Source organism: Streptomyces sp. NPDC047081, from assembly GCF_040643775.1.
In the GTDB taxonomy this organism is placed as follows: Bacteria; Actinomycetota; Actinomycetes; order Streptomycetales; family Streptomycetaceae; genus Streptomyces.
Window position 1 is genome coordinate 1 of record NZ_JBEYUY010000058.1, and the last position, 24,038, is coordinate 24,038.

At 74.2% G+C, this 24,038-nt stretch carries 27 protein-coding genes and 3 pseudogenes; 10 read left to right on the forward strand and 20 right to left on the reverse strand.

Annotation, left to right across the window (positions count from 1 at the left end; all coding sequences use genetic code 11):
- Nucleotides 1-59: 59 nt before the first annotated feature.
- Nucleotides 60-419 (reverse strand): annotated as a pseudogene (locus ABZ848_RS48595) (fibronectin type III domain-containing protein); the annotation flags it as partial.
- 399 nt (nt 420-818) lie between these two features.
- Between ABZ848_RS48595 and ABZ848_RS48600 the strand changes: the two are divergent.
- Nucleotides 819-1,517, forward strand: coding sequence for a glycoside hydrolase family 75 protein (locus ABZ848_RS48600; RefSeq protein ID WP_360843319.1), 699 nt, complete (start codon nt 819-821; stop codon nt 1,515-1,517).
- A 4-nt stretch (nt 1,518-1,521) separates the two neighbouring features.
- On the opposite strand, the gene ABZ848_RS48605 is transcribed toward ABZ848_RS48600, so the two are convergent.
- Entirely contained in the window at nt 1,522-2,283 is a 762-nt protein-coding gene (locus ABZ848_RS48605) for a glucose 1-dehydrogenase (RefSeq protein WP_360843385.1), read from the reverse strand.
- A gap of 120 nt (nt 2,284-2,403) precedes the next feature.
- Here ABZ848_RS48605 and ABZ848_RS48610 point away from each other — a divergent pair, with 120 nt between their 5' ends.
- Nucleotides 2,404-3,042, forward strand: coding sequence for a TetR/AcrR family transcriptional regulator (locus ABZ848_RS48610; protein ID WP_360843322.1), 639 nt, complete (start codon nt 2,404-2,406; stop codon nt 3,040-3,042).
- A 9-nt stretch (nt 3,043-3,051) separates the two neighbouring features.
- On the opposite strand, the gene ABZ848_RS48615 is transcribed toward ABZ848_RS48610, so the two are convergent.
- From ABZ848_RS48615 to ABZ848_RS48630, 4 genes are all read right to left on the reverse strand, one after another.
- Nucleotides 3,052-3,462, reverse strand: a complete 411-nt coding sequence (locus ABZ848_RS48615) for a PTS fructose transporter subunit IIA (protein ID WP_360843323.1) — start codon at nt 3,460-3,462, stop codon at nt 3,052-3,054.
- Nucleotides 3,455-4,063, reverse strand: a complete 609-nt coding sequence (gene dhaL / locus ABZ848_RS48620) for a dihydroxyacetone kinase subunit DhaL (RefSeq protein ID WP_360843326.1) — start codon at nt 4,061-4,063, stop codon at nt 3,455-3,457. The genes ABZ848_RS48615 and dhaL overlap by 8 nt, the downstream gene beginning before the upstream one ends.
- 46 nt (nt 4,064-4,109) lie before the next feature.
- Nucleotides 4,110-5,102 (reverse strand): dihydroxyacetone kinase subunit DhaK, encoded by a 993-nt coding sequence (gene dhaK / locus ABZ848_RS48625; protein WP_360843328.1) that lies wholly within the window; start codon nt 5,100-5,102, stop codon nt 4,110-4,112.
- A gap of 119 nt (nt 5,103-5,221) precedes the next feature.
- The gene (locus tag ABZ848_RS48630; protein WP_360843331.1) at nt 5,222-5,791 is read right to left on the reverse strand and encodes a hypothetical protein; all 570 of its coding nucleotides are present in this window, start codon (nt 5,789-5,791) and stop codon (nt 5,222-5,224) included.
- Between the two features lie 278 nt (nt 5,792-6,069).
- On the opposite strand from ABZ848_RS48630, the gene ABZ848_RS48635 reads away from it, so the two are divergent.
- Entirely contained in the window at nt 6,070-7,071 is a 1,002-nt protein-coding gene (locus tag ABZ848_RS48635; protein ID WP_360843334.1) for a nitroreductase family protein, read from the forward strand.
- Nucleotides 7,072-7,103: 32 nt separating this feature from the next.
- Here ABZ848_RS48635 and ABZ848_RS48640 read toward each other — a convergent pair whose 3' ends face one another.
- On the reverse strand, nt 7,104-7,496 hold the full coding sequence (locus tag ABZ848_RS48640) for an STAS domain-containing protein (RefSeq protein ID WP_360843337.1): 393 nt from the start codon (nt 7,494-7,496) through the stop codon (nt 7,104-7,106).
- Nucleotides 7,497-7,738: 242 nt separating this feature from the next.
- Here ABZ848_RS48640 and ABZ848_RS48645 point away from each other — a divergent pair, with 242 nt between their 5' ends.
- Nucleotides 7,739-8,569, forward strand: a complete 831-nt coding sequence (locus tag ABZ848_RS48645; protein WP_360843340.1) for a universal stress protein — start codon at nt 7,739-7,741, stop codon at nt 8,567-8,569.
- A 169-nt stretch (nt 8,570-8,738) separates the two neighbouring features.
- Nucleotides 8,739-9,365 (forward strand): DoxX family membrane protein, encoded by a 627-nt coding sequence (locus ABZ848_RS48650; RefSeq protein WP_242779216.1) that lies wholly within the window; start codon nt 8,739-8,741, stop codon nt 9,363-9,365.
- Here the strand turns inward: ABZ848_RS48650 and ABZ848_RS48655 are convergent.
- Nucleotides 9,340-9,618 carry a hypothetical protein gene (locus ABZ848_RS48655; RefSeq protein WP_360843344.1) on the reverse strand — a complete coding sequence of 93 codons (279 nt, stop codon included), beginning with the start codon at nt 9,616-9,618 and terminating at the stop codon, nt 9,340-9,342. The two genes, ABZ848_RS48650 and ABZ848_RS48655, sit on opposite strands and share 26 nt — an antisense overlap.
- On the opposite strand from ABZ848_RS48655, the gene ABZ848_RS48660 reads away from it, so the two are divergent.
- The 3 genes from ABZ848_RS48660 (at nt 9,608) to ABZ848_RS48670 (ending at nt 11,225) form a co-directional block, all read left to right on the forward strand.
- On the forward strand, nt 9,608-9,805 hold the full coding sequence (locus ABZ848_RS48660; RefSeq protein ID WP_360843346.1) for a hypothetical protein: 198 nt from the start codon (nt 9,608-9,610) through the stop codon (nt 9,803-9,805). The two genes, ABZ848_RS48655 and ABZ848_RS48660, sit on opposite strands and share 11 nt — an antisense overlap.
- A gap of 189 nt (nt 9,806-9,994) precedes the next feature.
- Complete coding sequence (locus ABZ848_RS48665; protein WP_360843348.1) at nt 9,995-10,669, forward strand: pyridoxamine 5'-phosphate oxidase family protein; 675 nt, start codon at nt 9,995-9,997, stop codon at nt 10,667-10,669.
- A 115-nt stretch (nt 10,670-10,784) separates the two neighbouring features.
- Nucleotides 10,785-11,225, forward strand: coding sequence for a pyridoxamine 5'-phosphate oxidase family protein (locus ABZ848_RS48670; RefSeq protein ID WP_360843350.1), 441 nt, complete (start codon nt 10,785-10,787; stop codon nt 11,223-11,225).
- A gap of 25 nt (nt 11,226-11,250) precedes the next feature.
- On the opposite strand, the pseudogene ABZ848_RS48675 reads toward ABZ848_RS48670, so the two are convergent.
- From ABZ848_RS48675 to ABZ848_RS48715, 9 genes and pseudogenes are all read right to left on the reverse strand, one after another.
- Nucleotides 11,251-11,722, reverse strand: a pseudogene (locus ABZ848_RS48675) (molybdopterin-dependent oxidoreductase); the annotation flags it as partial.
- 165 nt (nt 11,723-11,887) lie between these two features.
- Nucleotides 11,888-12,568 carry a hypothetical protein gene (locus ABZ848_RS48680; RefSeq protein ID WP_360843353.1) on the reverse strand — a complete coding sequence of 227 codons (681 nt, stop codon included), beginning with the start codon at nt 12,566-12,568 and terminating at the stop codon, nt 11,888-11,890.
- A 133-nt stretch (nt 12,569-12,701) separates the two neighbouring features.
- A complete protein-coding gene (locus ABZ848_RS48685; RefSeq protein WP_360843355.1) occupies nt 12,702-12,914 on the reverse strand; it encodes a ferredoxin in 213 nt (70 codons plus the stop codon).
- Nucleotides 12,911-14,227 (reverse strand): NADH-ubiquinone oxidoreductase-F iron-sulfur binding region domain-containing protein, encoded by a 1,317-nt coding sequence (locus ABZ848_RS48690; protein ID WP_360843358.1) that lies wholly within the window; start codon nt 14,225-14,227, stop codon nt 12,911-12,913. Before ABZ848_RS48690 ends, ABZ848_RS48685 begins: the two co-directional genes overlap by 4 nt.
- On the reverse strand, nt 14,224-14,913 hold the full coding sequence (locus ABZ848_RS48695) for a ferric reductase-like transmembrane domain-containing protein (RefSeq protein WP_360843360.1): 690 nt from the start codon (nt 14,911-14,913) through the stop codon (nt 14,224-14,226). Before ABZ848_RS48695 ends, ABZ848_RS48690 begins: the two co-directional genes overlap by 4 nt.
- On the reverse strand, nt 14,910-15,866 hold the full coding sequence (locus ABZ848_RS48700) for an FAD:protein FMN transferase (RefSeq protein ID WP_360843362.1): 957 nt from the start codon (nt 15,864-15,866) through the stop codon (nt 14,910-14,912). The genes ABZ848_RS48695 and ABZ848_RS48700 overlap by 4 nt, the downstream gene beginning before the upstream one ends.
- A complete protein-coding gene (locus ABZ848_RS48705) occupies nt 15,863-16,237 on the reverse strand; it encodes a hypothetical protein (RefSeq protein ID WP_360843365.1) in 375 nt (124 codons plus the stop codon). The genes ABZ848_RS48700 and ABZ848_RS48705 overlap by 4 nt, the downstream gene beginning before the upstream one ends.
- A 92-nt stretch (nt 16,238-16,329) precedes the next feature.
- Nucleotides 16,330-17,718, reverse strand: coding sequence for a HAMP domain-containing sensor histidine kinase (locus tag ABZ848_RS48710; protein WP_360843368.1), 1,389 nt, complete (start codon nt 17,716-17,718; stop codon nt 16,330-16,332).
- Nucleotides 17,715-18,419: a response regulator transcription factor gene (locus tag ABZ848_RS48715; protein ID WP_360843371.1), complete on the reverse strand. Its 705-nt coding sequence runs from the start codon at nt 18,417-18,419 to the stop codon at nt 17,715-17,717. Before ABZ848_RS48715 ends, ABZ848_RS48710 begins: the two co-directional genes overlap by 4 nt.
- 164 nt (nt 18,420-18,583) lie before the next feature.
- On the opposite strand from ABZ848_RS48715, the gene ABZ848_RS48720 reads away from it, so the two are divergent.
- The gene (locus ABZ848_RS48720; protein ID WP_360843373.1) at nt 18,584-19,546 is read left to right on the forward strand and encodes a universal stress protein; all 963 of its coding nucleotides are present in this window, start codon (nt 18,584-18,586) and stop codon (nt 19,544-19,546) included.
- A gap of 11 nt (nt 19,547-19,557) precedes the next feature.
- Here the strand turns inward: ABZ848_RS48720 and ABZ848_RS48725 are convergent, their stop codons facing one another.
- Together ABZ848_RS48725 and ABZ848_RS48730 are read right to left on the reverse strand one after the other, a co-directional pair.
- Nucleotides 19,558-20,541 carry a hypothetical protein gene (locus ABZ848_RS48725; RefSeq protein ID WP_360843376.1) on the reverse strand — a complete coding sequence of 328 codons (984 nt, stop codon included), beginning with the start codon at nt 20,539-20,541 and terminating at the stop codon, nt 19,558-19,560.
- An 8-nt stretch (nt 20,542-20,549) separates the two neighbouring features.
- Entirely contained in the window at nt 20,550-21,047 is a 498-nt protein-coding gene (locus tag ABZ848_RS48730) for a nitroreductase/quinone reductase family protein (protein WP_360843379.1), read from the reverse strand.
- Nucleotides 21,048-21,296: 249 nt separating this feature from the next.
- On the opposite strand from ABZ848_RS48730, the pseudogene ABZ848_RS48735 reads away from it, so the two are divergent.
- Nucleotides 21,297-22,252, forward strand: a pseudogene (locus ABZ848_RS48735) (MFS transporter); the annotation flags it as partial.
- A gap of 35 nt (nt 22,253-22,287) precedes the next feature.
- On the opposite strand, the gene ABZ848_RS48740 reads toward ABZ848_RS48735, so the two are convergent.
- Nucleotides 22,288-23,859, reverse strand: coding sequence for an oleate hydratase (locus ABZ848_RS48740; protein ID WP_360843383.1), 1,572 nt, complete (start codon nt 23,857-23,859; stop codon nt 22,288-22,290).
- Nucleotides 23,860-24,038: the final 179 nt, after the last annotated feature.

Below are 24,038 nucleotides of genomic sequence, written 5' to 3' on the forward strand. Positions count from 1 at the left end.
CAGCACACGAACGGTCGCGAGGAGACCGACGAGGTCTCCTACACGCTGACCGGCACCAAGGTCGCGCGCACCGCGCGGCCGGCCGGGCCGAGCCGCCCGGCGGTGTCCCGCGCCCGCACGGTGAAGACGTACCCGGTGGACGGCCTGAGCCTGGTGACGTCCACCATGTGCTCGGAAGCGGGCACCTCCCCGACCTTCGCGCGGCCGCGGTACACCTCGTACACCTCGACTGGGGGCTCGGCCGTAACGGCGTTCCACATCACGTGCACGCTGGTGGAACTGCCCGCGGCGGCCGTGACGCCCGTGGGCGCGCCCGGCACGCGGCCCTCGTCCGCCTCGCTCCGCCCGCAGGCCCCGAGCAGGGCCACGGCCGTGCACAGCGCGAGGGATCGGTACAGGAGAACGGCGGCACGACGCACGGCTCTGCCTCCCCGGACGGCGCGATGCAATGGTCCGGACCAATATGGCGCGGTGGGCGGGATCGCATCAAGAGCGCGGGTGGGACCGGAGGCTGTTGGTGACCGCTCGCGGGAGTTACGTATGCTGAAGCTCCTCACGGCCGAACTCTCCATGAGGGCTCGGGAGTTCATGCCGGTGGCGCGGGCCGCTGTCGTCGCTGTTCCCGCGCCGTGACGCGGGCGGCCGGGCGGCCGGAGCCGACACGGGCTCAGGTCCCCGGCCCCTGCGCGCAGTTCCGGGACATCCCTGCCGGGGCGCGGGTGTGCACCGTCCGGACCCCCTGCGGTGGCCGCATGATCGGAACGGCACCAGATTGGGCTGAGTGTCCGTCAGTGTCCCCCAGGAGAGGGTCCCTTATCGTGCGTGTCCCGTCGCTGACGCTGGTCGCGGCCTGTGCCGCCCTGCTCGCTCCCGCCGTGCTGCCCGCCGCAGACTTCCGCATCCGGGAGGAGCCGGTGGCCTGGCGCGAGGGCGACGTCCGTGCCGCCGACCTGCTGGCCAAGGTGCGTGACTGCGCCCAGATCTCCCGCGGCCGCTACCGCGCCGACGACGGGACGCCGGCCAACATCCCGGTCTGCGGCACCCGGGACGCCGTCTTCTGGAAGGCCGACATGGACATCGACTGCGACGGGCAGACGGGCCCGCGCTGCAACCGCCGCAGCGACCCGCTGTTCTCCCCGCTCACCGCCTACCAGCAGACCGACGGCCGCTACCTGAGCGCCGAACGCCTGCCGTACATCGTGGTTCCGGCCGCGAGCGGCATCTGGAACCACCGGAACCACGGCGTACACGGCGGCGCGGTCGCCGCCGTCGTCTACCGGGACCGGGTGCAGTACGCGGTCGTCGGCGACGTCGGCCCGCACGACATCATCGGCGAGGCGTCCTACGCCACCGCCAAGGGCCTCGGCATCACCCCGGACCCGCGCGGCGGCGGCACGCCCTCCGGAGTCACCTACATCGTCTTCAAGGACTCGCAGGTCAAGCCCATCGAGGACCACGCGGCCGCCGTCGCGACCGGACAGCGGCTGGCACGGCTCTTCGTGAAGAACGCCAAGTAGGGGGTCAGACGGCCGACCAGCCGTTGTCCACCGGCAGGATCACGCCGTTGACGTTGCTCGCAGCGTCCGAGGCGAGGAACACGATCGCGGCGGCCTGCTCCTCCGGCTGGGAGACCCGCCCGACGTTGCCGAAGTACGGGCCGAGCGTCTTCGGCCCGTGCGCCTCGCCGTCGATGTCCGGGATCATGCCGGTCGCCGTCCCGCCCGGGGCGATCGCGTTCGTGCGGATGCCCTGGTTGCGGTACATCACGGCGAGCGACCTGGTCAGCCCCACCACCCCGTGCTTCGAGGCCGTGTACGCGGCACCGGCCGCGCTGCCCCGGATGCCGGCCTCGGAGGCGGTGTTCACGATCGCGCCCTTGCCCGCCTCCAGCATGTGCGGCAGCACGGCCCGGGTGAGCAGGAACGGGGCGGTGAGGTTGACCCGGATCACCCGCTCCCACTCGGCGTCGGCCACGTCCGCCAGCGCCGACATGCGGTCCATGATCCCGGCGTTGTTCACCAGGACGTCGACTCCGCCGAAGGTGTCCACGGCGGTGCGCACCACCGCGTCCACCACGGCCTGGTCGCTCAGGTCGCCGACGGCCGCGACGGCCGTGCCGCCCGCCTGCTCGATCTCGGCGACGACCTTCTCGGCGCCCTCCGCGTTCAGGTCCGCGATCACGACCCGGGCGCCCTCCGTGGCGAAGGCCAGCGCGGCGGCACGGCCGATGCCCGAGCCCGCTCCGGTGACGATCACGCTGCGTCCGTCGAATCCGCCGGCCATGTGGTGCTCCTGTTCCTGTGGTTCCTGTTCGATCACCACCATACGACTTAATGTCGTCAAGTGACATAAAGTCGTGGTGGAGAATTCCGGAGGAGTGATCACCCCGAGCCGGAGGACCGCATGACCGCCGCACGCGGACGCACTGGACGACCGCCCCTGACCGACGAACGCAAGGCCGAGATCCGGCTGGAGATCGCCCGGGCCGCGGTGGACCTGTTCGTCACCCAGGGCGTCGCGGCGACCACCGGTGAACAGATCGGGCAGGCGGTCGGCGTCTCGGCCCGCACCGTGTGGCGCTACTTCCCGAGCAAGGAGGCGTGTGTACGACCGCTGCTGACGGCCGGCATCGACATGCTCGCCGCGCGGCTGCGGGAGTGGGGGCGGGGGCAGCCGCTGGAGGAGATCTTCGAGGGGGAGATCACGTCGGACCTGCGGATCGTCGCCGGCCCCGACCGGGCCACCGTCGGGGCCCTGGTCCGCCTGACCCGCACCGAACCGGGCCTGCGCGCCGTCTGGCTCCAGACGTACGACGAGGCGGAACCGGCCTTCGCCCGCGCCCTGGCCGAGCGCTCCGGGCTGCCCGCCGACGACCTGCGGCCCGCCATCCAGGCGGCGATGTTCAACGCGGCCCTGCGCGCGGCCGTCGAGCACTACGCCTGGAGCAGCGCCGACACGGACCTGGACCGCGCGGCGGCGGAGGCCGAGCTGACACGGACGATGCGCGCGGCCCTCGCCGCAGTGTCAGCCGGCCTTGGCTGAAAGCCGGCCTCACACCTTCCGGTACGTGTACGCCTCCGCTGCCGCCGCCTCCACCGAGGCGAGGTCGGCGCCCGTCGAGGCCGTGACGACCGCGGCCACCGCGCCCTCCACGAACGGCGCGTCCACCAGGCGTGTGCCCGCGGGGAGTTCGTCGCCCTCCGCGAGCAGGGCCTTGACCGTGAGGACGGCGCTGCCGAGGTCGGTGAGGACGGCGACGCCCGCGCCCCGGTCCACGGCCGCGGCGGCCGCGGCGATCAGTTCCGCACTGGTGCCGAGCCCGCCTCCTTCGGTGCCGCCCGCCGGCGCGACGGGCACGGCGGTGCCGCCGCCTGCCAGGCCCTTCGCCAACTCGGCGACGGAAGCGGCTACTTCGGCGCTGTGCGAGACCAGCACGATGCCGACCAGCTTGTCGTCACTCACCGTTCGCCCCGCTCGCTTCCCGGAGCCCCGCGACGAGCAGCGCCGACGAGGTGGCCCCCGGGTCCTGGTGCCCGATGCTCCGCTCGCCCAGATAGCTGGCCCGGCCCTTGCGGGCCTGCAGCGGGGTCGTCGCGAGGGCGCCCTCCTCGGCGGCGGCGCCGGCCGCGGCGAAACCGTCGCCGAGCGCGTCCACGGCCGGCACCAGCGCGTCGATCATCGTCTTGTCGCCCGGCGCCGCACCCCCGAGCGCCATGACCGCGTCCACCCCGGCCCGCAGCGCCTGGGCGAACTCCTCCTCGCTCACCTCGGCGGCGTCCCCGAGCGCCTTGCCGGTACGGCGCAGCAGCGTGCCGTACAGCGGCCCCGACGCGCCGCCGACCGTCGAGATCAGCTGCCGCCCGGCCAGCGTCAGCACCGCACCCGGAGTGTCCGGCGCCTCCTTCTCCAGCGCCGCGGCCACCGCCCGGAAACCGCGCTGCAGATTGCTGCCGTGATCGGCGTCCCCGATGGGGGAGTCGAGGGCGGTGAGCCGTTCCGCCTCACGGTCGACGGACGCGGCGGTGGCCGTCATCCAACGGCGGAAGAAGTCGGCGTCGAGCACTGGATCTCCTTGCGTGGTAGGTACGTTGACACGCTTGCCCGCTGCCCTACATCCCCCAGCGCAGGCCCGGCGTCTTCACCGGCGCGTCCCACAGCCTGAGCGTCTCCTCGTCGATCTGGCACAGGGTGACCGAGGCGCCCGCCATGTCGAGCGAGGTGACGTAGTTGCCGACCAGGGTCCGGGCGACGGCGACACCGCGGGCGGCGAGCACCCGCTGCACCTCGGCGTTGAACCCGTACAGCTCCAGCAGCGGTGTCGCGCCCATCCCGTTGACCAGGACCAGGACCGGGTTGCGCGGCGGCATGTCCTCCAGGATGGCGTTCACCGCGAACTCGGCGATCTCGCCCGAGGTCATCATCGCGCGCCGCTCCCGGCCGGGCTCGCCGTGGATGCCGATGCCCAACTCCAGCTCGCCGGGCGGCAGATCGAAGGTGGGGCTGCCCTTGGCGGGCGTGGTGCAGGCGCTGAGGGCGACGCCGAAGCTGCGGGAGTTCTCGTTGACCTGCCGGGCGACCGACTCGACCCGCTCCAGCGGCTGCCCCTCGTCCGCCGCCGCGCCGGCGATCTTCTCCACGAACAGCGTCGCGCCGGTGCCGCGGCGGCCCGCCGTGTAGAGGCTGTCGGTGACCGCCACGTCGTCGTTGACCAGCACCTTGGCGACCTGGATGCCCTCGTCCTCGGCGAGCTCGGCCGCCATGTCGAAGTTGAGCACGTCACCCGTGTAGTTCTTCACGATGAACAGCACCCCGGCCCCGCTGTCCACGGCCGCCGCGGCCCGCACCATCTGGTCGGGGACCGGCGAGGTGAAGACCTCGCCCGGACAGGCCGCCGACAGCATGCCGGGGCCCACGAACCCGCCGTGCAGCGGCTCGTGCCCGGAGCCGCCGCCGGAGACCAGGGCGACCTTTCCGGCCACGGGGGCGTCCCGCCGTACGACCACCCGGTTCTCCACGTCGACGGTCAGCTCGGGATGGGCGGCGGCCATGCCGCGCAGCGCGTCGGTGACCACGGTTTCCGGAACGTTGATCAACATCTTCATGGGTTCCTCCTGGTGAGACGCGCGTCCGGTCCGGGCCCGTATACCCCGGCCACAGTCGGCAGTATCCGCGTTCGGGCGGCGCAGGTCACGTGTCGGGAGGATCTCGGCGTGCTACCGCGTCAGCCGGTCTTGTGCCCCCACCGCGGACCGACCGTGTCCCACTCCCGGCCCCACTGGTCCTCCCGGCGCCGGTCCAGCCTCCAGCGTGCCGCGGCGCCGGCCCCGGCCGCCAGGCCGGTCGCGGCGAGCGCGGCGGTGGCGCCCAGGAACGCCGCTTCGAGGGCCGCCCCCGCCGGGCTCGGCGGCGCGGTTGTCAGCTCGCCCTTCGTGTCCGTCCAGACCTCCAGCCGCGATCCGGCCCTCGGCGTGCTGCTCACCACGGTCGTGTCGGTACGGGCGGTTCCGTCGGGCTGCGTCCAGTGGACGGTCACCAGGGACCGGTAACCCCTTGCCGCGGACTGCGCGGCATCGGAGACGACGACGGCCTGTACGGGCGTGCGCTCGGCGCGTTGCCGCGCGAAGACGCCGTCGGCGGCACCGGCGGTGACCGCGCCGGCGAGCGTCCCGCCCACCGCGACGACCGCCCACACGGCCAGCACGAGCCACGCCTCGAGAACGTCGTCGCGACGGCGCAGCGGATTGGGCCGCCACCGCCACAGCCATTGCTTCGTCCGCCTGCCAGTACGCATGAGCCCGCTCCGTCTCGTAGTCACTGCGACCAACGTGAGGGCTGCGGGCGCGCCGCGGCATGGGCCGGACAGGGGGAGCAGTGGGGCCGACCGGGACCAAGTCGGGGCCGCGCATGGGCCGTTCAACCCCCTCGGCCGGGCGGCCCGCGTCCCGGTCGCGCGGTGTGCCTGACCGGCCACCCACGAGGGACCATCGGCCCCTCTCCAGGCCGTCCGCAGGGGCTCACGCTCGAAGGCATCCGTACCCGTTCCGAAACCAGTGCGGGAGGGAGGGCACCATGCGATCCACGCCTCTCGACGCCGAGACACTGGAGACCTGCGTCGCCGCCGCCGTGGCCGCGCCCTCGTTCTTCAACAGCCAGCCGTGGCGCTTCCGGCTGAACCCCGAGGACGTCGAATTCGAGGTGCGTGCGGACCCGGAGCGGAGCCTGCGTCACGCGGATCCGGTCGGCCGCGCCCTGCACCTGTCGGTGGGCGCGTCCGTCTTCAACCTTCGTGTCGCGGTGGTCCACTTCGGCTGGACGGCCGTCGTACGGCTGCTGCCGCGCCCCGGGGAGCCGGGGCTGCTCGCCACCCTGCGGCTGACCGGATCCGCCGGCCGGCACACCGCGCAGCACCGCGGCGACCTGTATCCGGCGATCTGGCGCAGGCACAGCAGCCGGTTCCCGTTCTCCGACCGGCCGGTCGCGGCACCGGCACGGGCCGAACTCGCCGAGGCCGCGCATGCCGAAGGCGCCGCGCTCAGCTTCCTGGAAGGGGCCGAGACGGCACGCCTGCTCCGGCTCACCGCGGAGGCCGAGTACCGCAACCGCGCCGACTCCGACCGCGGCACGGAGAGCCGCCGCTGGGTGCACCGGGACCCGGACGACGCGAACGACGTGGGCCTGCCGTGGACCGTACTCGGCCCGCAGGACGCGCGGGAACGTATCCCCATGCGCGACTTCACCGCCGCGCGGCACGCGGAGCGGCTGTCGGCCCAGGACTTCGAGACCACCCCGGTCATCGCCCTGCTCAGGACCGAGCACGACCGCCGTACGGACTGGCTGCGCGCGGGCGAGGCGCTCGAACACGTCCTGCTGGTGGCCACGGCCCTCGGCATGCGCGCGTCCCTGCTGCACCAGCCGATGGAATGGCCCGACCTGCGCCGCTTCGTGAGCCCGGACCCCGAGCACACCGGCCACGCGCAGATGCTGATCCGCCTGGGCTACGGCCCGGAGGGCCCCGCCACCCCACGGCGCGCGGCCGGTGCCGTGCTCGACGCCAGGACGCCGCGGCGATGAGATGACCGGGTCCCGCCCGGGGCGGGGCCCGGTCAGCCGGCCGTGGCGGCGAGAGCGTCCTGCCGGCGCGCACCGAAGAGCGCGGTGGGCAGGTCGGGGTGGATCTCGAAGACGCCGGCGAGGCGGGCGGGCTGCAGGATGCGCATGAGGCGATCGCGGTCGGCGATCAGCCGGAGCCTGCCCTGCCGGCCCTGCACACGGTTGTGCGCCCGGCACAGCAGGCGCAGTCCGCTGCAGTCGATGAAGGTCACGGGACGCAGATCCAGCACCAGATCGGGACACGTCCCGGCGGTGAGGGCGTCGATGCGCACGGACAGTGCCGACTCCGTGAGGATGTCGATCTCGCCGCGCAGTTCCACGACGGTGGCATCGCCGACGGTGCGTTCCGTGTGGCAGGACGCGATCGTGGTGCGGTTCTCGGCCATAGACAGATCAAAACCCGGCGCCGGATCCGGCGGAAGGGCCGGTCGGCCCTGCTCCCGGGCCCGGGCGGGCCGGGCGGCCCGCTGCGGGCGCGAACACCGCCCCGAGGGGTCACTCTCCGGCGGGGCGGGACCCATGGCCCCGTTCCCCGGCCGGTTCTCCGCCGGAGCCTGAAAGGTGGGCCCCTTGCGGGCTCGGCCCCGTCCGGACACGACCGGAGGGAAACACAGGAGGGACCATCGCCATGACTTCCCAGCACGTGGCCGTCGGAGTGGACGGCTCGCTCATCTCCGTACGGGCCCTGGACTGGGCGGCGCAGGAGGCCGAGCGCCGCGGTGCCGCCCTGCGGATCGTCCACGCCGTTTCCGATCTCGACGAGGCCGGCCCGGTGCTGGCCTCGGCCGCCGCGCGGATCGGCGCCCGTCATCCCGGTCTGCCGGTCGAGAGCGTGGCCGTCGAGGGCGGTGCGGTGGAAGCCCTGGCGCGCGAGAGCGAGGACGCGGTCCTCACCGTCGTCGGCAATCGCGGGCTCGGCGGGGTCACCGGAACGCTGTTCGGCTCTGTGAGCCTGCGGCTGGCCGCGCACACGCACGGCCCGCTGCTCGTCGTGCGCGGCGACCACCGCTGCGACAAGGGCCGCGAGGTGGTGCTGGGCCTGGAGAGCGACGCCGACGCGGACGTGGCGGCCTACGCCTTCCAGGAGGCGGAGCGGCGCGAGACCCAGCTGCGCGTCCTGCACTCCTGGGCCCACCGCCACGTCGGCCCCGAGCTGCCGTCGATGCTCCCCGCGACCAGCCCCGGCCAGCGAGAACTCGCCCAGCGCGACGCCAGCGAGTCGGCCGTGCCGCGCTTCGCCATGGCCGAGCTGCGCGAGCGGCATCCCCTGGTCGGCGTCGAGTCGCGCACGGTGCGCAGCTCGCCGGCGCACGCGCTGCTGGAGGCCACCCGTGAGGCCGACGTCGTCGTCATCGGCGTCCACCGCCGCGCGGACGGACACGGCCTTCGCCCGGGCTCGGTCGTGCACGCCCTGCTGCACCGCTCGCACTGCCCCGTGATCCTCGTGCCGGCCGTCTGACCGGGCCTCGACCCGCCGCCCCCGCGGCTGAACAGGCCCTTGCGGCAGGGACGTTCGGCCCAGCACGGCGGGCCGCGCAGCCCCTGCGACACAGGCCGCCGCAGCGGGACATTGAAACCACAACGACAGTCGTCAACCCGCGCATCACCCCTAGAGAGGGATGAGCACCATGGCAGTCCACGACCAGCCGCACCGGCACGTGCGGTTCCACCTTCCGTCCCTGCACCGGTCCGAGACGGCCCGGCACTCCGGGGACGAGGCCGGCACGCTGACCCTCACGGCCACCAGCGCCCACGTCCTCGCCGGGCTCCGGGTGCTGACCGGGTTCGTCTTCCTGTGGGCCTTCCTCGACAAGACCTTCGGCTTCGGCTACGCCACCCCGTCCGGCAAGGGCTGGATCGACGGCGGCTCGCCCACCAAGGGCTTCCTCGGCTCGGTGGCCGCCGGTCCCATGGAGTCCACGTTCCACGACTGGGCCGGGGCCGGCTGGGCGGACTGGCTGTTCATGCTCGGCCTGCTCGGCATCGGCGTCGCCCTGATCGCGGGCATCGGCCTGCGGATCGCGGCCGTCGCGGGCACCGCGATGATGGCGCTGATGTGGATCGCCGAGTGGCCGCCCGCCAAGCACCTGTCCGACGGCTCGCTGAGCATGTCGACCAACCCGTTCACCGACTACCACGTCATCTACGCCGTCGTCCTCATCGCCCTCGCGGCGGCGGGCGCCGGCGCCACCTGGGGCCTGGGCAAGGCCTGGGCGCGACTGCCCTTCGTCAGCCGCAACCGCTGGCTCCTCTGACCTCGGCAGTCCCGAACAGCCCGCACAGGGGCACCGCTACGGCGGTGCCCCTCCATCTGTGCGTCACCCGGTGGGTGCTCGGCCATGTCGCCGGTACGGCGAGGGCACGTACCGGATCACGGTCGTCGACCAGCACGACGATCACCTCTGCCGGCCCGGCCTGCTGTTCGTGCCGTTCGGGCTCGCCGAGCCGTATCACCTTGTCCGTTCGCGTCCGTATCCGGCCGTCGTACGACGTCCTCGTGATCGCCACGGATGCCGTGCTCCTGCCGGAGGAGACCGAAGGGCTGACCGGTCCGGGCTGGGGAGAGCGGGTCTTCACCTTCTACGACCTGCCCGGCGCGATAGGCCCGTGGCACGCGCTGGGCGACTTCGACGGCGGCCGGGTCGTGGTGAACGTGGCTGTTCGGCAGGTCCCGGGGCATCATCACGGTCGGTGAGTTCTACGAGTACGCGGCCGGCGGCCAGATCGTCTTCACCTGACCGGCAGGGCCCGGAACGGCTCCGTCCGGCCGCGTGGGCAGGGCCGACCGGCCCAAGCGCACCGCGTCGTAACCGGACAAACTGAGCCCAGGGGACAACCCCGGCGCCGGGTCCGCGCCCGGTCGTACGAGAGGAAGTGACGGGCCATGGCGGAACAGGCACCGTCCCGGGAGACGCAGGGGCAGGCGCTGGGCGATCTCGGGCGCCGTATCGCCGCGCGGCGCGCGGAACTCGGGTTCAGCCGGCGCGAGACGGCCGACCGGGCGGGAATGGCGCCGGGCTACCTCAAGTACCTGGAGGAGCGCCCCGGCGCCGTCCCGGGCTCGGGCGTCCTGCTGCGGCTGGCCGAGGTGCTGGAGACCACCGTGCGCGACCTCACCGGCGGCGACGCCGGTCTGCCGCCCGGCCGCGGGCGACCCGCGCCTGGTGCCCGCCTCGTCGAGCTCAGCGTCCCGGAGTGCCGGGCTTTGCTCGCCGACCACGGCGTGGGACGGATCGCGGTGCCCACCGCCTCGGGTCCCGTCGTCGTGCCCGTCAACTACAGCGTCGTCGACGGCGCGATCGTCTTCCGCACCGAACCCGGCAGCACGCCCGCCCAGGCGTCCGGCTGCCAGGTCGCCTTCGAGGCCGACCGCATCGACGACGCCCTCAGCACGGGCTGGAGCGTCCTCGTGCGGGGACACGCCCGGACCGTGACGGATCCCGGCGAGATCGCGCGGCTCGCCGGACTGGCCCGCGGCGCGCCCTGGGCCGGCGGGAACCGCGAGGAGTGGGTGCGCATCGACCCCGTGTCCATCACCGGGCGGCGCATCACGGCGTGACCCGGGACGTTCTCCGGCCGGACCGGGACCGATGGTCCCTCACCCCCATCCCGTGCCCGGCGCAGCATGGAGGGAACGCTCCGGCGCTGTACCCAGGCGAGAGACGGACTGGCCCATGTATCCGAACGACGGTTTCCGAGAACTCGAACGGCAGGAGTGCCTGCGTCTGCTGGCACAGGTGCCCGTCGGCCGTATCGTCCACACGCGTCAGGCGCTGCCCGCGGTGCTGCCCGTCAACTTCTGTCTGGACGGCGACGGGGCGGTCCTGCTGCGGACCTCGGCGGCCTCGGAGCTGGTCCGTGCCGTCGACGGCGTCGTGGTCGCCTTCGAGGCCGACGAGGTCGACGCGGCCGCGCACGCCGGCTGGAGCGTCGTCGTCACCGGCTCGGCCAACGTGGTGACCGACCCGGCCGAACACGCCCGGCTGGTGCGCACCGGCCCGCGCTCCTGGGTGCCCTCGCCTGAAGAGGTGTTCATCCGCATAGCGCCCGAACTGGTCACCGGCCGCGAACTCGTCGGCGGACGCAGCCTGTACGGGGTGGACCTGACGCACTGAGGGGCCACGAACGTGCTTTGGTACGGCCGCCGATCAGCGACATGAAACGGGCGTCGGCCGCGAAGGAGGCCATCGACATCGCCGGGATCGGGGAGAAGCCGGCGACGCGGTCCTGGCCGTACGTCTTGACGGTGTGGACATGGGCGGCGGCGAGCTCACTCATCTCGTCCCAGTCGGCCCGCACCAGGCCGCCCTTGCCGCGGGCCCGCTTGTACGCGCGGGCCTTCGCGGGGTCGGAGGCGATCTCGGCCCAGGCCGCCACCGGGTCGCCGAGACGCCGTCGGGCCTCCCGCCACAGCTTGAGCAACTCGCCCCGCACGTACGGGTGGCGCACCCGGCCGGGGAACAGGTGTACCAGGAGAAGGACGCCCCGCGCGGGCAGCCGGGCGGCTCGTACTCGGAGCAGTCCACCATCCACGAGCAGGAGCCGGTGAGTTGACCCCGTGGGTGGAGCGCACCACCTTGTCGTGGGCCCAGCGGTCCCAGTGGAATCCCTCCCACTCGCCGTCCGCCCCGCCATCGGCCAGCCCGCGTCGGCGCGCCGGTGCGGCGGTCGCGCTTCTCGTCGTTCTCCATGGGACGGGACGATGGGCAGCCGCGGCGGCGGACGCCTGGAGCCGGGCGGCCCCAGCGGGTTCCTTCCGGCCCCCGTCGGGCCGTCCTCAGCCGGTCGCGATGTAGCGGCCGTGCCAGGTGTGGTCCCACACCGCGCCGGTCGAGGCGTTGACCGAGAGCATGCCGTCGATCTTCCCGGAGCGCAGGGTGTGGAGGGTGTAGTAGCCGGGGTACGCCTCGGCCTCGCCGACCGTCAGGTCGCTGCTCCGGTCGCGCAGCCACTGGCGGGCGCGGGCCTGGGCCTGGGCCGGCGTGAAACGGGCCGGTATCGCGCCGCGTTGGTGCATGCCGTACTCGGTGTTCCACATCATCGCGGGGCCGTACTCGATGCCGGTGTCGCCGTCCGCCGGGTCGACGAGGATCTCGGTGGCGGGCTTTCCGGCCGGGGTGCGCAGCTCGGCATAGAAGTTGCGCGAGAACTGCATGACCTCGCCGACACGCAGACCGAACCGGCGGGCGAAGGCGTCGGCGTGAGTGCGGGCCCGGGCCAGGGTGGTGACGGGGACGCCGTCGCCGGGCAGCCAGTAGTACCCGCCCATCATGCCGGGGCCCCAGGACTGCAGGGTGCCGCCCATCATGCCGGGGGCCCACGACTGCAAGTTGCCGCCCATCACGGAGCGGTTCTGGGACGTGCCGCTGAAGGCGCCGCCGCTCGTCGAGCATGCGGCGATGGGCACGGCGATCAGTACCAGGGCCGCCAGCGCGGCGGCGGTTGGCCTGCTGGACACGGTCATCACCTTCCGAGCGGTTGCCGTTGCGGCGGGACCCGGTGCGTCGGGCCCGTCCTGCTTCCCAGCGTGACCCTGCGAGGGAGGCCGGCCCAGGGGCCGCCGGGCCCGTCCACCGTGCCGGTCGGGCCGGTCAGCCTCCGTCGCGGTCCGTACGCAGGGCCAGGACGGGGCAGGCGGCGACGGCGCGGCGGGCGTGCCTGCGGAGGCGGGTGGGGACGGTGATCTGCAGCAGGACGGGGTAGCCCCATTCGTCGAGGTCGACGAGTTCCGGGAGCAGTTCGGCGCACAGGCCCCGGCCGGTGCAGGCGGTGCGGTCGACGCGGAGGGTCCGGGTGTGGGTCATCGCCAGGTCTCCGGGGGTGTCGCGGGCGGCACGGGGAGCCGGGGCGGCCGGTGTGCGGCCGGGCAGGCGCCGTGGGTGAGGTGGTGCTCGACGTCGTCCGCGAAACAGCCGAGGGCGGACGTGGCGAGGCGGGCCGCGCCGTCGGGGTGACGGCAGGCGCCCCGGTCCGGCAGCAGACCGGTGCGGCGGCGCAGCCGGGACAGCAGGACCTGGTCGGCCTGCCCGGCGGCCAGGGTGGCGAAGTCGTCGGCCACCGCGGGCAGGCCGAAGCGGCACGGGCCGCACTGCCCGGCGCTCTGCGCGGCCAGGTAGGCGAGGATCCGGGCCGTCTCGGTGAGCCCGCAGGCGAAGTGCGGGAGCGCGACGAGCACGCCCGCGCCGGGCGCGGCACCCAGCGGGGCCAGGGCCTGCCGGGACCACGGGGCGCCCAGGTGCTGTGCCGGGAGCCAGCCGCCGGCGAACCCGCCGAGCAGGACCGCCTGCAGCGGTTCGGCGGGACCGCCCGCGCGGTCCAGGACCGTGGCGAGCGGTGTGCCGAGGGCGACCTCCAGGACACCGGGCGCGGCGACCGAGCCGGAGACCGTGACCAGTGTGGTGCCGGGTTCCTGCGGGGTCCCGGTCTGCCGGAACCAGCCGGGCCCGTGGCGGGCGACGAGAGCGAGGTGGGCGAGGGTCTCCGCGTTGTGGACCAGCGTGGGGCGGCGTCCGACGCCCCGTTCGTGGCTGCGCGGCGGGGCGCCCAGCGGACGGGCCTCGCCCCCGTCGAGCCAGCGCACCAGGGACGTCGACTCGCTGGAGACGTACGCGTGCGGAAGGGCGTGCAGCCGCAGCGACACCTCGTCGAGAGATACGTCCTGACGCTCGTCCATCGCCCTGCTTAGCTGCCAGTACTGCGCCGAACGGCCGCGCGGCACGCACAGGTGGACCGTGTCGGCGCCGACCGCCTCCGCCGCCAGCACGGCACCGTCGAGGACGAGGTGGGGAGCGACGGCGAGCAGGAACTGGTCCTTGCGGCTGGCCGGTTCGCTCTCCATGGCGTTGACGACGACCACGGGCCGGCCCCGCCCCGCCGCCACCGCCCGCAGTTTCCGGGCGGTGGGGAACCCGGCGCCGCCCCGGCCGGTGAGCCCGGCCGCCTCCAACGCCCGTACCAGGGGCATGGCGTGGCGGTTGCCGCGCACCGCCGTGACCGGTGGGGTTCCGTACCGGCGCAGGTGGTCGGTGAGGTCGGCGGGGCGGCCGGTGGCGCACCAGCCGCTCAGCAGCCGGGTGTCGGTGCCGTGCCGAGTGGCCGTCGGGGCAGGGGCGTTCACCGGCCTCCTCCGAGGTGGAGTGCCGTCGCGGTGGCGGCACGCTGGGCCCATCCGGGCTGGAGCGGTCCGGCGGCCAGGAACGTGGTGAGGACGACGGGGACGGCGCCCGCGGTCACGGCGGCGACGAGCCGCCCGGCGGCCCGCCCCGGACCGGCCTTCGCCAGCCGCCACCACACGGCACCGACGACGGAGGCCAGACACCCCGCGTACAGCCACAGTTGGAGAGAGAGCCGGGTGTCGGTGCCCGTGCCCGCGCCGTGGAAGAGCGCGAACGGCCAGGCCGCGTACGCCAGCCAGTGCACGGCCTTCCACCGGCGCACCCCGATCCGCAGCCGCAGCGCGCTGGTGGCCAGCACCGCCAGCAGCAGATCGAGGGCGACCGTGCCGAGGCCGAGCCACAGCGGTCGGTAGGCGGCCGCGAACGGCAGGACCGTCACCGCCCAGCCCAGGTGCACGAACGGGTCGAGCACCGCGGTGACCACGTGCAGGACGAGGAACACCAGGGTGAGCAGGGACAGGTTGCGGTGCAGCAGGCCGATCTCGAAGCGGCCGACCGTGCGGGGCGCGGCCCGACCGCCGGAGGCGACGCCGAGCACCACGGTCGCGGTGAGCAGCACCAGCGCGAGGGTGCCGCCGGCGCGACTGGCGTACCAGAGCGGGCTGCCCACCAGGGCGAGGTTCGTCATCGCGGACCTCCCGGCACCGTGGCTTCCGACGGCCATCCGCCGACCCGTACGACACGGCCGTCCGGGGCCACCATGCGGGCGGGCAGCCCGGTACCGCGCAGCCAGTCGACGGCCGCGTGCCCGCGGACGATCGCCGCCGTGCTCGCCGTGTTGGCGTCCACGCAGGTGCCCGCCGCGACGGTGACGGTGCGCCAGACCGGCGCGGCGGGTTCCCCGGTGGCCGGGTCGACGATGTGGTGCACGGGGCGACCCGCACGGCGCCAGGTGCGTACGCGGGTGCCCGAGGTCGCCAGCGCGCCGCTGGTCACGGTGACGGCGGGGCCGCCGTGCGGCACGGGCGAGGCGTGGTCGTCGGCGAGCGCGATCCGCCAGCCGCCGTCCGGCGCGGGACCGGCCACCGCCAGATCGCCGCCCAGGCTGACCAGGACCCCGCAGTCCGCCATGACGGCGGCCCGCCGGGCGGCCCGGTCGGCGGCGAGGGCCTTGGCGGTCGCACCGAGGTCGAGGGACGTGTCCGGGGGCAGGCACAGGGTCGCGGTGCGCGGGTCCCAGGCGATCCGCCGCCAGCCGGGCGCGGGCCGGAACACCGGCAGCGGGCGGGCGTCCTCGGGACGGAGACGGGCGAACGTACGGTCGTAGCCGAGCGCGATCACCGCACGGCCCACGGTCGGGTCGACCGCGCCGTCGGTGAGCTCGGCCGCCCGGAGCGCGGCCTGCAGGGCCTCGGCGAACCGCATGCCCACGGTCACCGGGCTGCCCGCGGACAGGTTCACCCGGGTGAGTTCCGAGTCCGGCCGGAAACGGCTGCACGCCGCGTCGACGGCGGTCAGCTCGGCACGCAGCACCGCTTCCGCGGCGGGTAGCGCGGACGGGTCGGTGACCAGCAGGACAGCGGTGGTGCCGAGGGCGGGGAACCTCACCTCGGCGGGCGGTGTCGCGGTCGGGACCGTCATGACGCCCCCGTCGTGGCCTGGGGCTGCTGCTGGGTGGGGGTGGGCGGCTGCGCAGGGACCTGGAGGGCGGGCCGCGTGCCTCCGTCGTCTCCCTCCTCGCCGCCCTCGTCGTCCCCGCCCGAGCTGCGGGCGGCCGGGGAGGAGGAGGGCACCACGGGGTTGTGCGCGGCCGGGCCCGGCGACGCGGGCGAGGCCGAACTCCCGGGCAGCACATGGGTGTAGACGGTTCCCAGGGCGGCGGCGCCGGCCACCGCCGCGACCGCGATCCACCGGGTCAGGCCACGGATCCGCGCCACGCCGCGATCGCGCGCGCGGGCCGCGCCGGCGGGCGGTGCGGCAGGTCGGTCGAAGTCGTCGGGCGGATACGACATGGCAGCGGCTCCCGGGGAATCGGCGGCCCTCTCTCGGCTGCGTGCATCTCCAGGCTCTGCCACCGGCTCCCGGGAACCTGCTCAACTCTCCTTCAGAACCGGTTAAGATCTCGGCCCCGCGAAGGAGCCGCCGCGGAGGACCCCGTCCACAGCGGCAATTCCAGTACGACGGTCAGCCCCGAACCCGGAGTGTCCTCCAGCCGTACGACGCCTCCGTTGGCCGTGACCAGCCGGTGGACGATGGCCAGCCCCAGACCGGTGTTCCTGGCCTCCGGATTGCCGAACCGGTGGAAGGCCACCTCCTTCGCCCGCGCGTCCATCCCGGGCCCGTCGTCGCGCACCCGCACCTCGGCCGAGCCCCCGGCCGCCCGGTGGCCGACCGTGACGTTCCCGCCGTCGGGCACGGCGTCCAGCGCGTTCGCGATCAGGTTGTCCAGGACCTGCTCCAGATGCCCGCTGCCCATTGCTGCGGTGAGGGCGGCCCCCGGGGTCTGCGTGAGCATGACGCCCCGTTCCTCGGCGACCGGCGACCACGCGGCCACCCGCTCCGCCACCACCTCGTCGACCCGCACGGCGACCGGACGGGGCGTGACCTGCTCGGCGCGCGCCACCGCCAGCAGTCCGTCGACCAGCCGGGACAGCCGGGCGATCTCCTCCTGGGCGGCGGCCAGCTCCGCCGCCGTCCCTGCCGCGGCGCCGGCGGCCAGCACGTCGAGCCGCAGCCGGAGCGCGGCGAGCGGGGTGCGCAGCTGGTGCGACACATCGGCGATCACCGCCCGATGACCGTGCACCAGCGCTTCCGTACGACCCGCCATCGTGTTGAACGTGGCCGCCAGCCGCCGCACTTCGGGCGGCCCGCCATCGACGACCGCCCGCTCGCCCAGGTCCCCCTCGCCCAGCCGCCGGGCCGTCGCGTCCAGCGTCGACAGCGGGCGGCTCACCCAGCGGGCGAGCCGGACCGACAACAGGACGCACGCGGCGAGCCCCAGCGCGCCGATCGCGGCGGACCAGCCCCAGATCGCGGCGATCCGCGCGTCGAGCGGATCCGCGGAACGAGCCAGTACGACGGCCCCGGCGGGCTGCCGTACATCGCCGGCCGGCTCCGCGGCCAGCAGCCGGCCCTCGTTCTCCGGCGGCTCGGGCTCGTGTCCGGCCAGCACCCGCTCCACCAGTTCCTCGGCTTCCTCACCCCGTGCGGCGGAGCACGGCGTGCTCGCCACCGGGCGGCCCGCGGCGTCGTACACGGCGGCGCAGTCCCCGGCGTCGGCCGCCGCCTCCAGTTCCTTGCGCATGGCGGCGTCCGACCGGTGGTCGGAGAGGTGTTCCTCGGCCGCCGCCGCGATCACCCGGGTCGCCGAGCGCTGGTCGTCGCGGAAGGACACACGCTCCCGGGCCGTCATGAGCACCCCGAGCGGTACCACCGCCAGCACCAGCAGCACGGTGGTCAGGGCGAGGAACGTCAGGGTGATCCGGCGTCTCACGGCGGCCCCGCGGACTCCTCGACGGCGCCGAGCCGGAAGCCGTGCCCGTAGACCGTCTCGATCAGCCCCGGCACGCCGAGCTTGCGGCGCAGGGCCGTCACGTGCACGTCCAGCACCTTGGTGGGGCCGTACCAGTGGGCGTCCCAGGCCCGTTCGAGGATCTCCTGCCGGCTCACCGTCCGGCCCGGATCGGCACTCAGGCACTCCAGGATGCCGAACTCCTTCGGGGTCAGCGCGACCGGACGGCCCGCCACGGAGACCTGCCGGGTGCGCAGATCCACCGCCAGCGGCCCGTGCCGCAGGATCTCCGGCCCGGCCGGGCGCCTGCGCCGCAGCACGGCGCGGATCCGCGCCATCAGCTCGGCCAGGCCGAAGGGTTTGACCAGGTAGTCGTCGGCCCCCTCGTCCAGGGCCACCACCCGGTCCGCCTCCTCGCCCCGCGCGGTCACCGCGATGATCGCGGCGTCGGACCTGGCCCGCAGCCGCCGGCAGACCTCGATGCCGTCGATGTCCGGCAGCCCCAGATCGAGCAGGACCACGTCGGCCGAGGGAGCCGCCAGCGCGTCCCGGCCGCTGCGGACGCCGTCGACCGTGTAGCCGGCCTGCCGCAGCCCGCGCACCAGCGAGTCCGCGATACCGCGGTCGTCCTCGACCACCAGTACCCGCGTCTCCCCGGAACCGCCGGTGACCTGCCCGTTCATGGGTACGACCGCCTCCCGGTCCCTGCGTCGCGCCGATCTCCGCCGTCTTCAGCCTGCGGGATCCACCGGACCCGGGCAAAGGGGCCGTTCGTCCTCTGCCGCCGGGCCGGGCCGCCGCCGCATCCTCGCGGAAGCGAGGACGCCGACGACGGGCGGGGGATGCGATGACGACACCCGGACGTCCACCGATCGTGGTCGGTATCGGCCCCGGCCCGACCCACCGCCCGGCTCTCGCCTGGGGCGCCGACGAGGCCGCCCGACGCGACGTCCCCCTCCGGCTGGTCCACACCCTCGCGACGCTGGGCCACGGGCGCGGGGCGGCGGAGCGCACCCTGCGCGACGCGGTCGGCTTCATCCTCGACCGACACCCGCGGCTGGAGGTCTCCACGGTGCTCGCCGCGGGCGATCCGGTGCGGCTCCTGCGCGATCAGGCACGCACCGCGGCGGCCGTGGCGATCGGTTCCGTGTCCCTCGCACTGCCGGTCATGGCACGCACCCACTGCCCGGTCGTGGTCGTCGGCGATGCGCGTGGGGCCGACGGGCGGCCGTACTTCGTCGTCGGTGTGGACGTCGGAGTGGACGGCTCCCGGCACTCCGTGGCCGCCGTCGACCACGCCTTCGAGGCGGCGGCCCGGCACGGGGCGCGGCTGCGGGTGGTGTACGTGTGGCACACACCGCTGCTCGGCGTGCTGGACGAGCGGGCGGCCCTGCGGGAGGGGCGCAGACTCCTTGCGGAGACGGTGGAGGCCCACCGGGCGGTGCACCCGGAGGTGGATGTCCGCCACGAAGTGGTCCGGGGCCGTCCGGCCCGGGTCCTGGTCCAGGAGTCCGCGCACGCCCTCGGTCTGGTCGTGGGCATCCGCGGTCACGGCGGCGTCACCGGCCTGCTGCTCGGTTCGGTGGTCCGCGATGTGCTGCGACGCGCCCGGTGCCCGGTCGTCGCGGTTCCCCGGCCGGGCGAGCCCGGTCTGCGGAACGGGCGGGTACCCCGCGTCCGGGTGCCCCGGCGGGCCCGGGGCGCCGTGGCACGCTGGACCCGCCTGCTCACCAGGGCACATCGCAGCGGCGCGTTCCGTCTTCGCGGCGCGGCCCGGCGAGCCCGTCCCCGCGCCTTGTGGTACCGGTGACCGGGCTCCCGTCACCGCTCCGTGAGGACCGCTTCCGGCGGCCGGCGCGGGGTTGCGGGCCCCCGGGCGGCGTGGCCGAGGCGGAGGATCATCTGGGGGAACTCACCCCGGGCGATCGAGGTGCGGATCCGCTCGCGCAGCCCGGACAGTTCGAGGGGCTGTGTGTGGAAGGCGGCGGCGGTCCAGCGGACCGTGGCGTGCAACAGGACACGCTGCAGGGCCTGGCCGGCGCGCAGCCGGTCCTCAGGCGTGTCGTGCCGGGTGGTGAGAAGGAGGACCAGTCCCGTGCCGGACGGCCACACCGCGGGTGCGGCGGGCAGCTCACGCGCGGGACGGAGGAACTCGCGCCCCATCAGGCCGGTGCCGTCAGAAGGGCCGGCGCAGGCGTCCAGGCAGACGCCGTCCTGGTACCCGTCCCGGGCGGCGTGGGTCCAGCGGGCCAGTTCGGCGAGCTGCCCGGGGTCGTCGCGGCGCATGGCCTCGGCGGTGCGGACCAGTTCCGCGAGGTGCTCCCGGGCGGGCCGGGACTCCACCTGGTACAACTCGGCGCCCTCGGCCCGGGCATGCGTACGCAGTTCTCCGAACAGCGGTTCCGGGAGCGGGAGTTGCCGGAAGGGCCCACGGTGCGTGCGCCGCTGCCACAGGGCGCGGTACGCGAGGTCGTCGGCGGCGGACGGCCGGGCGTACGGCCCCCAGCCGATGTGCGCGAGATGCGCGGGATCCCCCGGGGCGGGGAACAGCCGCACCACGGGCGCAGAACCCAGGTGACGCATGGCCGTTCGTACGTTGAACAGGGCCGCCCCACAGCTGATCAGCTGCTCGCGGCCGTCCGGGTCGGTGAGCGGGAGCCGGCGCCCGGCGTCCGCGAACAGGTCGAGTCCGCCCTCCTGGTGGACGAACGACCAGGGCTGGGTGTTGTGGACCGAGGGCGCCGCGACGGCCGCGCGGACCAGGTGGCCGGCGGCGTGGTGGCCCTGGGTGTGCGTCGTGTACACGGTCGACCTCAGCTGTTCTCCGTGTCGGGCAGGATGCGGAAGACGGGGACGCGGTCGGCGATCCGCTCGAACTCCTCCAGCGGCGCCCGCCGGTCCAGCCGCAGATGCGGCCGGGCCCCCGGTGCCAGTGCGAGATAACGGCGCAGCACGGGTGCCCGGGAGCCGACCTCGACCTCCTCCAGACGTACGGCGACGCGCCGGCCGTGCCGCAGCACCGCGCGCCCGCCGGCCGCACGGACGTTGCGCACCCAGTTGACGTCCTCGCCGAGCATCGACACCAGATAGCGCTCGCCCTCGTGATCCGCGACCACCACAGGCAGCGAGAGACGGCGGCCCGTACGGCGACCGGACACCTCCAGCGTGACCAGCCGGCGCGGCGACAGCCCGGCGGAAGCGGCGATCGCCGTCTGCCGGTTCATCAGGCGGGCCAGCCGGCCCGGGCGGCCGTCGCGGTACATCCACCGGTCGAACCGGTGCAGCAGATGGGCCGAGCCGTCGTGTCCCATGTCTCCCCCTTACAGCCTCACTGTCCAGCCTCGCCGGGCGGGCACGGGTCCCGCAGAGGCCGAACGGCCCCCTCGGTGCCCCACGGGCCCCTGGCGATCCGCGGGGGCGAACCGCGTGATCCGCGACTTGAGACTGCCGGGCCCGTGAAGAGAACGGTCGGCCCAGCGTGGCCGGGGACGTGCGCCGCGGACAGTGGCTGCGGACACCGAAGTGCCTCGCGTGTCGCCCGCCGTCGACGAGGAGAGGCGATACGGCGGCCAACCCGGCTCCGTGCCAGGCAGGGCGTGGCTGATGCCGGCCCGGGCGCATGGGCGCCGCTCAGCCCGCTCGGCCCCCGTTTCAAGGACACCCTGGAGCTCAGCTCCTTCCAGCAGTCGCTGCTGGTGGCCGTGCCGGTCGTGGTGGGCTCGCCGGGCACTCCTCCCTCGCCGCGCTGCTGTTCGGGGAGTTCTTCCTCCGCATGGGCATGGGCGGCACCGCGATCAGCGCCCTGACGACGGTGAAGCTGGTTAAGGCCCACGGCACGGCCGTGACCTTCCTGCTCACCGCCGCGGTACTCGTGGCCTACGCCGCGGTGGCGGCCGTGTTCCTGCGACACGCCCCGGGCGGAGGGTGCCCACCGAGCCGCTGTCGCACCGGCTGGCGGCCACCCTCCGCCCGGGGATCACCTGGCAGGCGTCCGCCCCCTACGCGGTGGCCTTCGGCGGCTACGTCGCCTTCTCCGTCTGCCTGCCGACGTATCTGAAGACCGGTTACGGCCTCAGTCAGGCGGACGCGGCGAACCGGCTGACCGGGTTCGTGCTGCTCGCGGTCGCGATGCCGCCCGAGCGGCGGCTGGCTGGCGGAGTGCGTCGGCCTCGTGCGCGTGCTGGGCGGAGCACTGACCGCCGTGGTCGCCGGCGCGGTGCTGCAGTCCCTCACCCCGGCCCTCGAACCCCTGGGCACCCTCGCCTGCCTGGTCATGGCCGGCTCGCCGGGCGCGGGCAGCGGCGCGGTGTTCGCGCTGGTGGCGTTCCTCGCCCCCGCGGACAAGGTCGGCTTCGTCACCGGCGTCGTCGGCGCGGCGGGCGGCCTGGGCGGGTTCGTGCCGCCGCTGGTGATGGGCTCGGTGTACGGCGCCCTGTGCTGGTACGCGCTGGGACTGGTCCTGCTCGCGGTCGCGGCGGCCGCGACCCTGGCCTTCACCGGCACCGGCGTGCGCCGGACGATCACCGGCCCGCAGTCGTCGTGCCTTGCCCCCTACCTCCGGTGCATGGTCTCCAGGGCGGCGGCCAGCACGTGCGGATCGTGGTGCCCCTTGTAGACCGCGGGCGGCTGCCGGTCGAGGCGCAGCAGCCGGGCCACCGCCGTCCAGGCGGTGCGCACCGAGTACTCGACGGTGAAGACGACGTCGTCCGGCACCTCCGCGAACTGCCCGATGAACGCGAGGTTCACCGAGCCCTCGGGCACGACCCGGGGACGGTCCGCGCGCCGGCGCACCAGGAACTGGCTGGTGATGTACGGCATCAGACAGGGCACCACGGTGGAAGTCGCGAGGACCCGCTCCGCGGTCGCCTCGTCGAAGGGCAGGTGGTGCAGCACCTCCTCGAGGATCTCCCGGCCGGAGCACATGGTCATCGGCTTGGGCGTGCGGTTGCCCGCGCGCCCGGGGAACAGGCCGTAGCCCCACCAGACGGAGACGCCGTCGGGCTGGTCGCGGTAGACGGGCTGGCGGTTGGCGACGATCGTGAGCAGCCAGTTGGAGGCGGTGAAGGTCATCAGCCCGCCCCGGCCGGTCTCGCGGCCGCTGAACTTCTCCAGCGCCTCCAGGAACACGGGGTCCTTGGCGGTGACCGTGAACGACTCCCAGCGGGACTCCTTCACGAACTTGTCGAAGGCGGCCGGGTTGCCGAACTCCGGGCGTCCACGGGCGATGCGGTGCCACAGCAGCCACGCCTGCGACCGGTGGGCCGGCGGGGGCGGTGCGGCCGTGTGCGAGCCGAGGCTGGAGGCGTCCGTCATGGAACCGTTGGTGACCAGGACCAGGTCCTCGGGCGACACGGCGATCTGCTCCTCGCCGCCGCACCGGGAGAGGTGGATGGTGTCCACCGTGCCGCTGTGCGATCCCGGCGTGAACCCCAGGTCGACGACCCGGCAGCCGGTGTGCACGGTGACCCCGCGCTCGCGCAGCCAGGCCGTCAACGGCCGCACGATCGAGTCGTACTGGTTGTAGCGGGTCCGGTGGATGCCCGACATCGAGGCGAACTCCGGGAAGAGATGGACGAACCGCCTGAGATAGCGGCGGAACTCGATCGCGCTGTGCCACGGCTGGAAGGCGAACGTCGTGCACCACATGAACCAGAAGTTCGTGGTGAAGAAGTGCTCACCGAAGCAGTCCGTGATCCGCTTCCCGTCCAGATGCCCCTCGGGAGCAGCAAGACACCGGACCAGGTCCAGCCGGTCGCGCTCGGAGAACCCCATCGAGGCGGTGTCGACGATCCGCGCGTCCCCGTCCACCAGCCGCGCGACGTCGTCCCAGGCGAACTCCTCGTGCCCGGCGAGGATCTCCTCGGTCACGGACACCGCCGGGTCGTCGAGGGTGGGGATGCCGGACAGCAGGTCGTACGTGCAACGGAACTCCGCCTCGAACATCCGCCCGCCGCGCATGGAGTAGCCGGTCTCCGGTGTGCCGCCCGCGTCCAGGCTGCCCCCGACGTCGCGTTGCTCCTCGAACAGATGGATGTCGGCGCCGTCGAAGCCGCCGTCGCGGATCAGGAACGCGGCCGCGGCGAGCGCCGCGATTCCGCTGCCCACCAGATAGGCCTTCGCCATCACACAACTCCTCGTACTCGCCCCTCGATCGGGAACCACGGCTCCCACGGTTTCGTGCGCACCGGCCCCCGGTCTGTGGGCCGTTGGTCACCGGAGGCCGACGGCATTGAGCCGCCCGGGCCGGTCGAGGGTCAACACGGCGATCCGGTCCCGGAGTTCGACACGCAGCACGCAGCCCA

Bases quoted from the DNA above. Each gene is read 5' to 3' on its own strand.
- ABZ848_RS48695 (WP_360843360.1), bottom strand. From the start codon at position 14,913: ATGACGAACCTCGCCCTGGTGGGCAGCCCGCTCTGGTACGCCAGTCGC.
- ABZ848_RS48715 (WP_360843371.1), bottom strand. From the start codon at position 18,419: ATGAACGGGCAGGTCACCGGCGGTTCCGGGGAGACGCGGGTACTGGTG.
- ABZ848_RS48720 (WP_360843373.1), top strand. From the start codon at position 18,584: ATGACGACACCCGGACGTCCACCGATCGTGGTCGGTATCGGCCCCGGC.
- ABZ848_RS48635 (WP_360843334.1), top strand. From the start codon at position 6,070: ATGCGATCCACGCCTCTCGACGCCGAGACACTGGAGACCTGCGTCGCC.
- ABZ848_RS48670 (WP_360843350.1), top strand. From the start codon at position 10,785: ATGTATCCGAACGACGGTTTCCGAGAACTCGAACGGCAGGAGTGCCTG.
- ABZ848_RS48705 (WP_360843365.1), bottom strand. From the start codon at position 16,237: ATGTCGTATCCGCCCGACGACTTCGACCGACCTGCCGCACCGCCCGCC.
- ABZ848_RS48640 (WP_360843337.1), bottom strand. From the start codon at position 7,496: ATGGCCGAGAACCGCACCACGATCGCGTCCTGCCACACGGAACGCACC.
- dhaK (WP_360843328.1), bottom strand. From the start codon at position 5,102: ATGAAGATGTTGATCAACGTTCCGGAAACCGTGGTCACCGACGCGCTG.
- ABZ848_RS48645 (WP_360843340.1), top strand. From the start codon at position 7,739: ATGACTTCCCAGCACGTGGCCGTCGGAGTGGACGGCTCGCTCATCTCC.
- ABZ848_RS48605 (WP_360843385.1), bottom strand. From the start codon at position 2,283: ATGGCCGGCGGATTCGACGGACGCAGCGTGATCGTCACCGGAGCGGGC.
- ABZ848_RS48610 (WP_360843322.1), top strand. From the start codon at position 2,404: ATGACCGCCGCACGCGGACGCACTGGACGACCGCCCCTGACCGACGAA.
- ABZ848_RS48730 (WP_360843379.1), bottom strand. From the start codon at position 21,047: ATGGGACACGACGGCTCGGCCCATCTGCTGCACCGGTTCGACCGGTGG.
- ABZ848_RS48700 (WP_360843362.1), bottom strand. From the start codon at position 15,866: ATGACGGTCCCGACCGCGACACCGCCCGCCGAGGTGAGGTTCCCCGCC.
- ABZ848_RS48665 (WP_360843348.1), top strand. From the start codon at position 9,995: ATGGCGGAACAGGCACCGTCCCGGGAGACGCAGGGGCAGGCGCTGGGC.
- ABZ848_RS48630 (WP_360843331.1), bottom strand. From the start codon at position 5,791: ATGCGTACTGGCAGGCGGACGAAGCAATGGCTGTGGCGGTGGCGGCCC.
- ABZ848_RS48685 (WP_360843355.1), bottom strand. From the start codon at position 12,914: ATGACCCACACCCGGACCCTCCGCGTCGACCGCACCGCCTGCACCGGC.
- ABZ848_RS48740 (WP_360843383.1), bottom strand. From the start codon at position 23,859: ATGGCGAAGGCCTATCTGGTGGGCAGCGGAATCGCGGCGCTCGCCGCG.
- ABZ848_RS48650 (WP_242779216.1), top strand. From the start codon at position 8,739: ATGGCAGTCCACGACCAGCCGCACCGGCACGTGCGGTTCCACCTTCCG.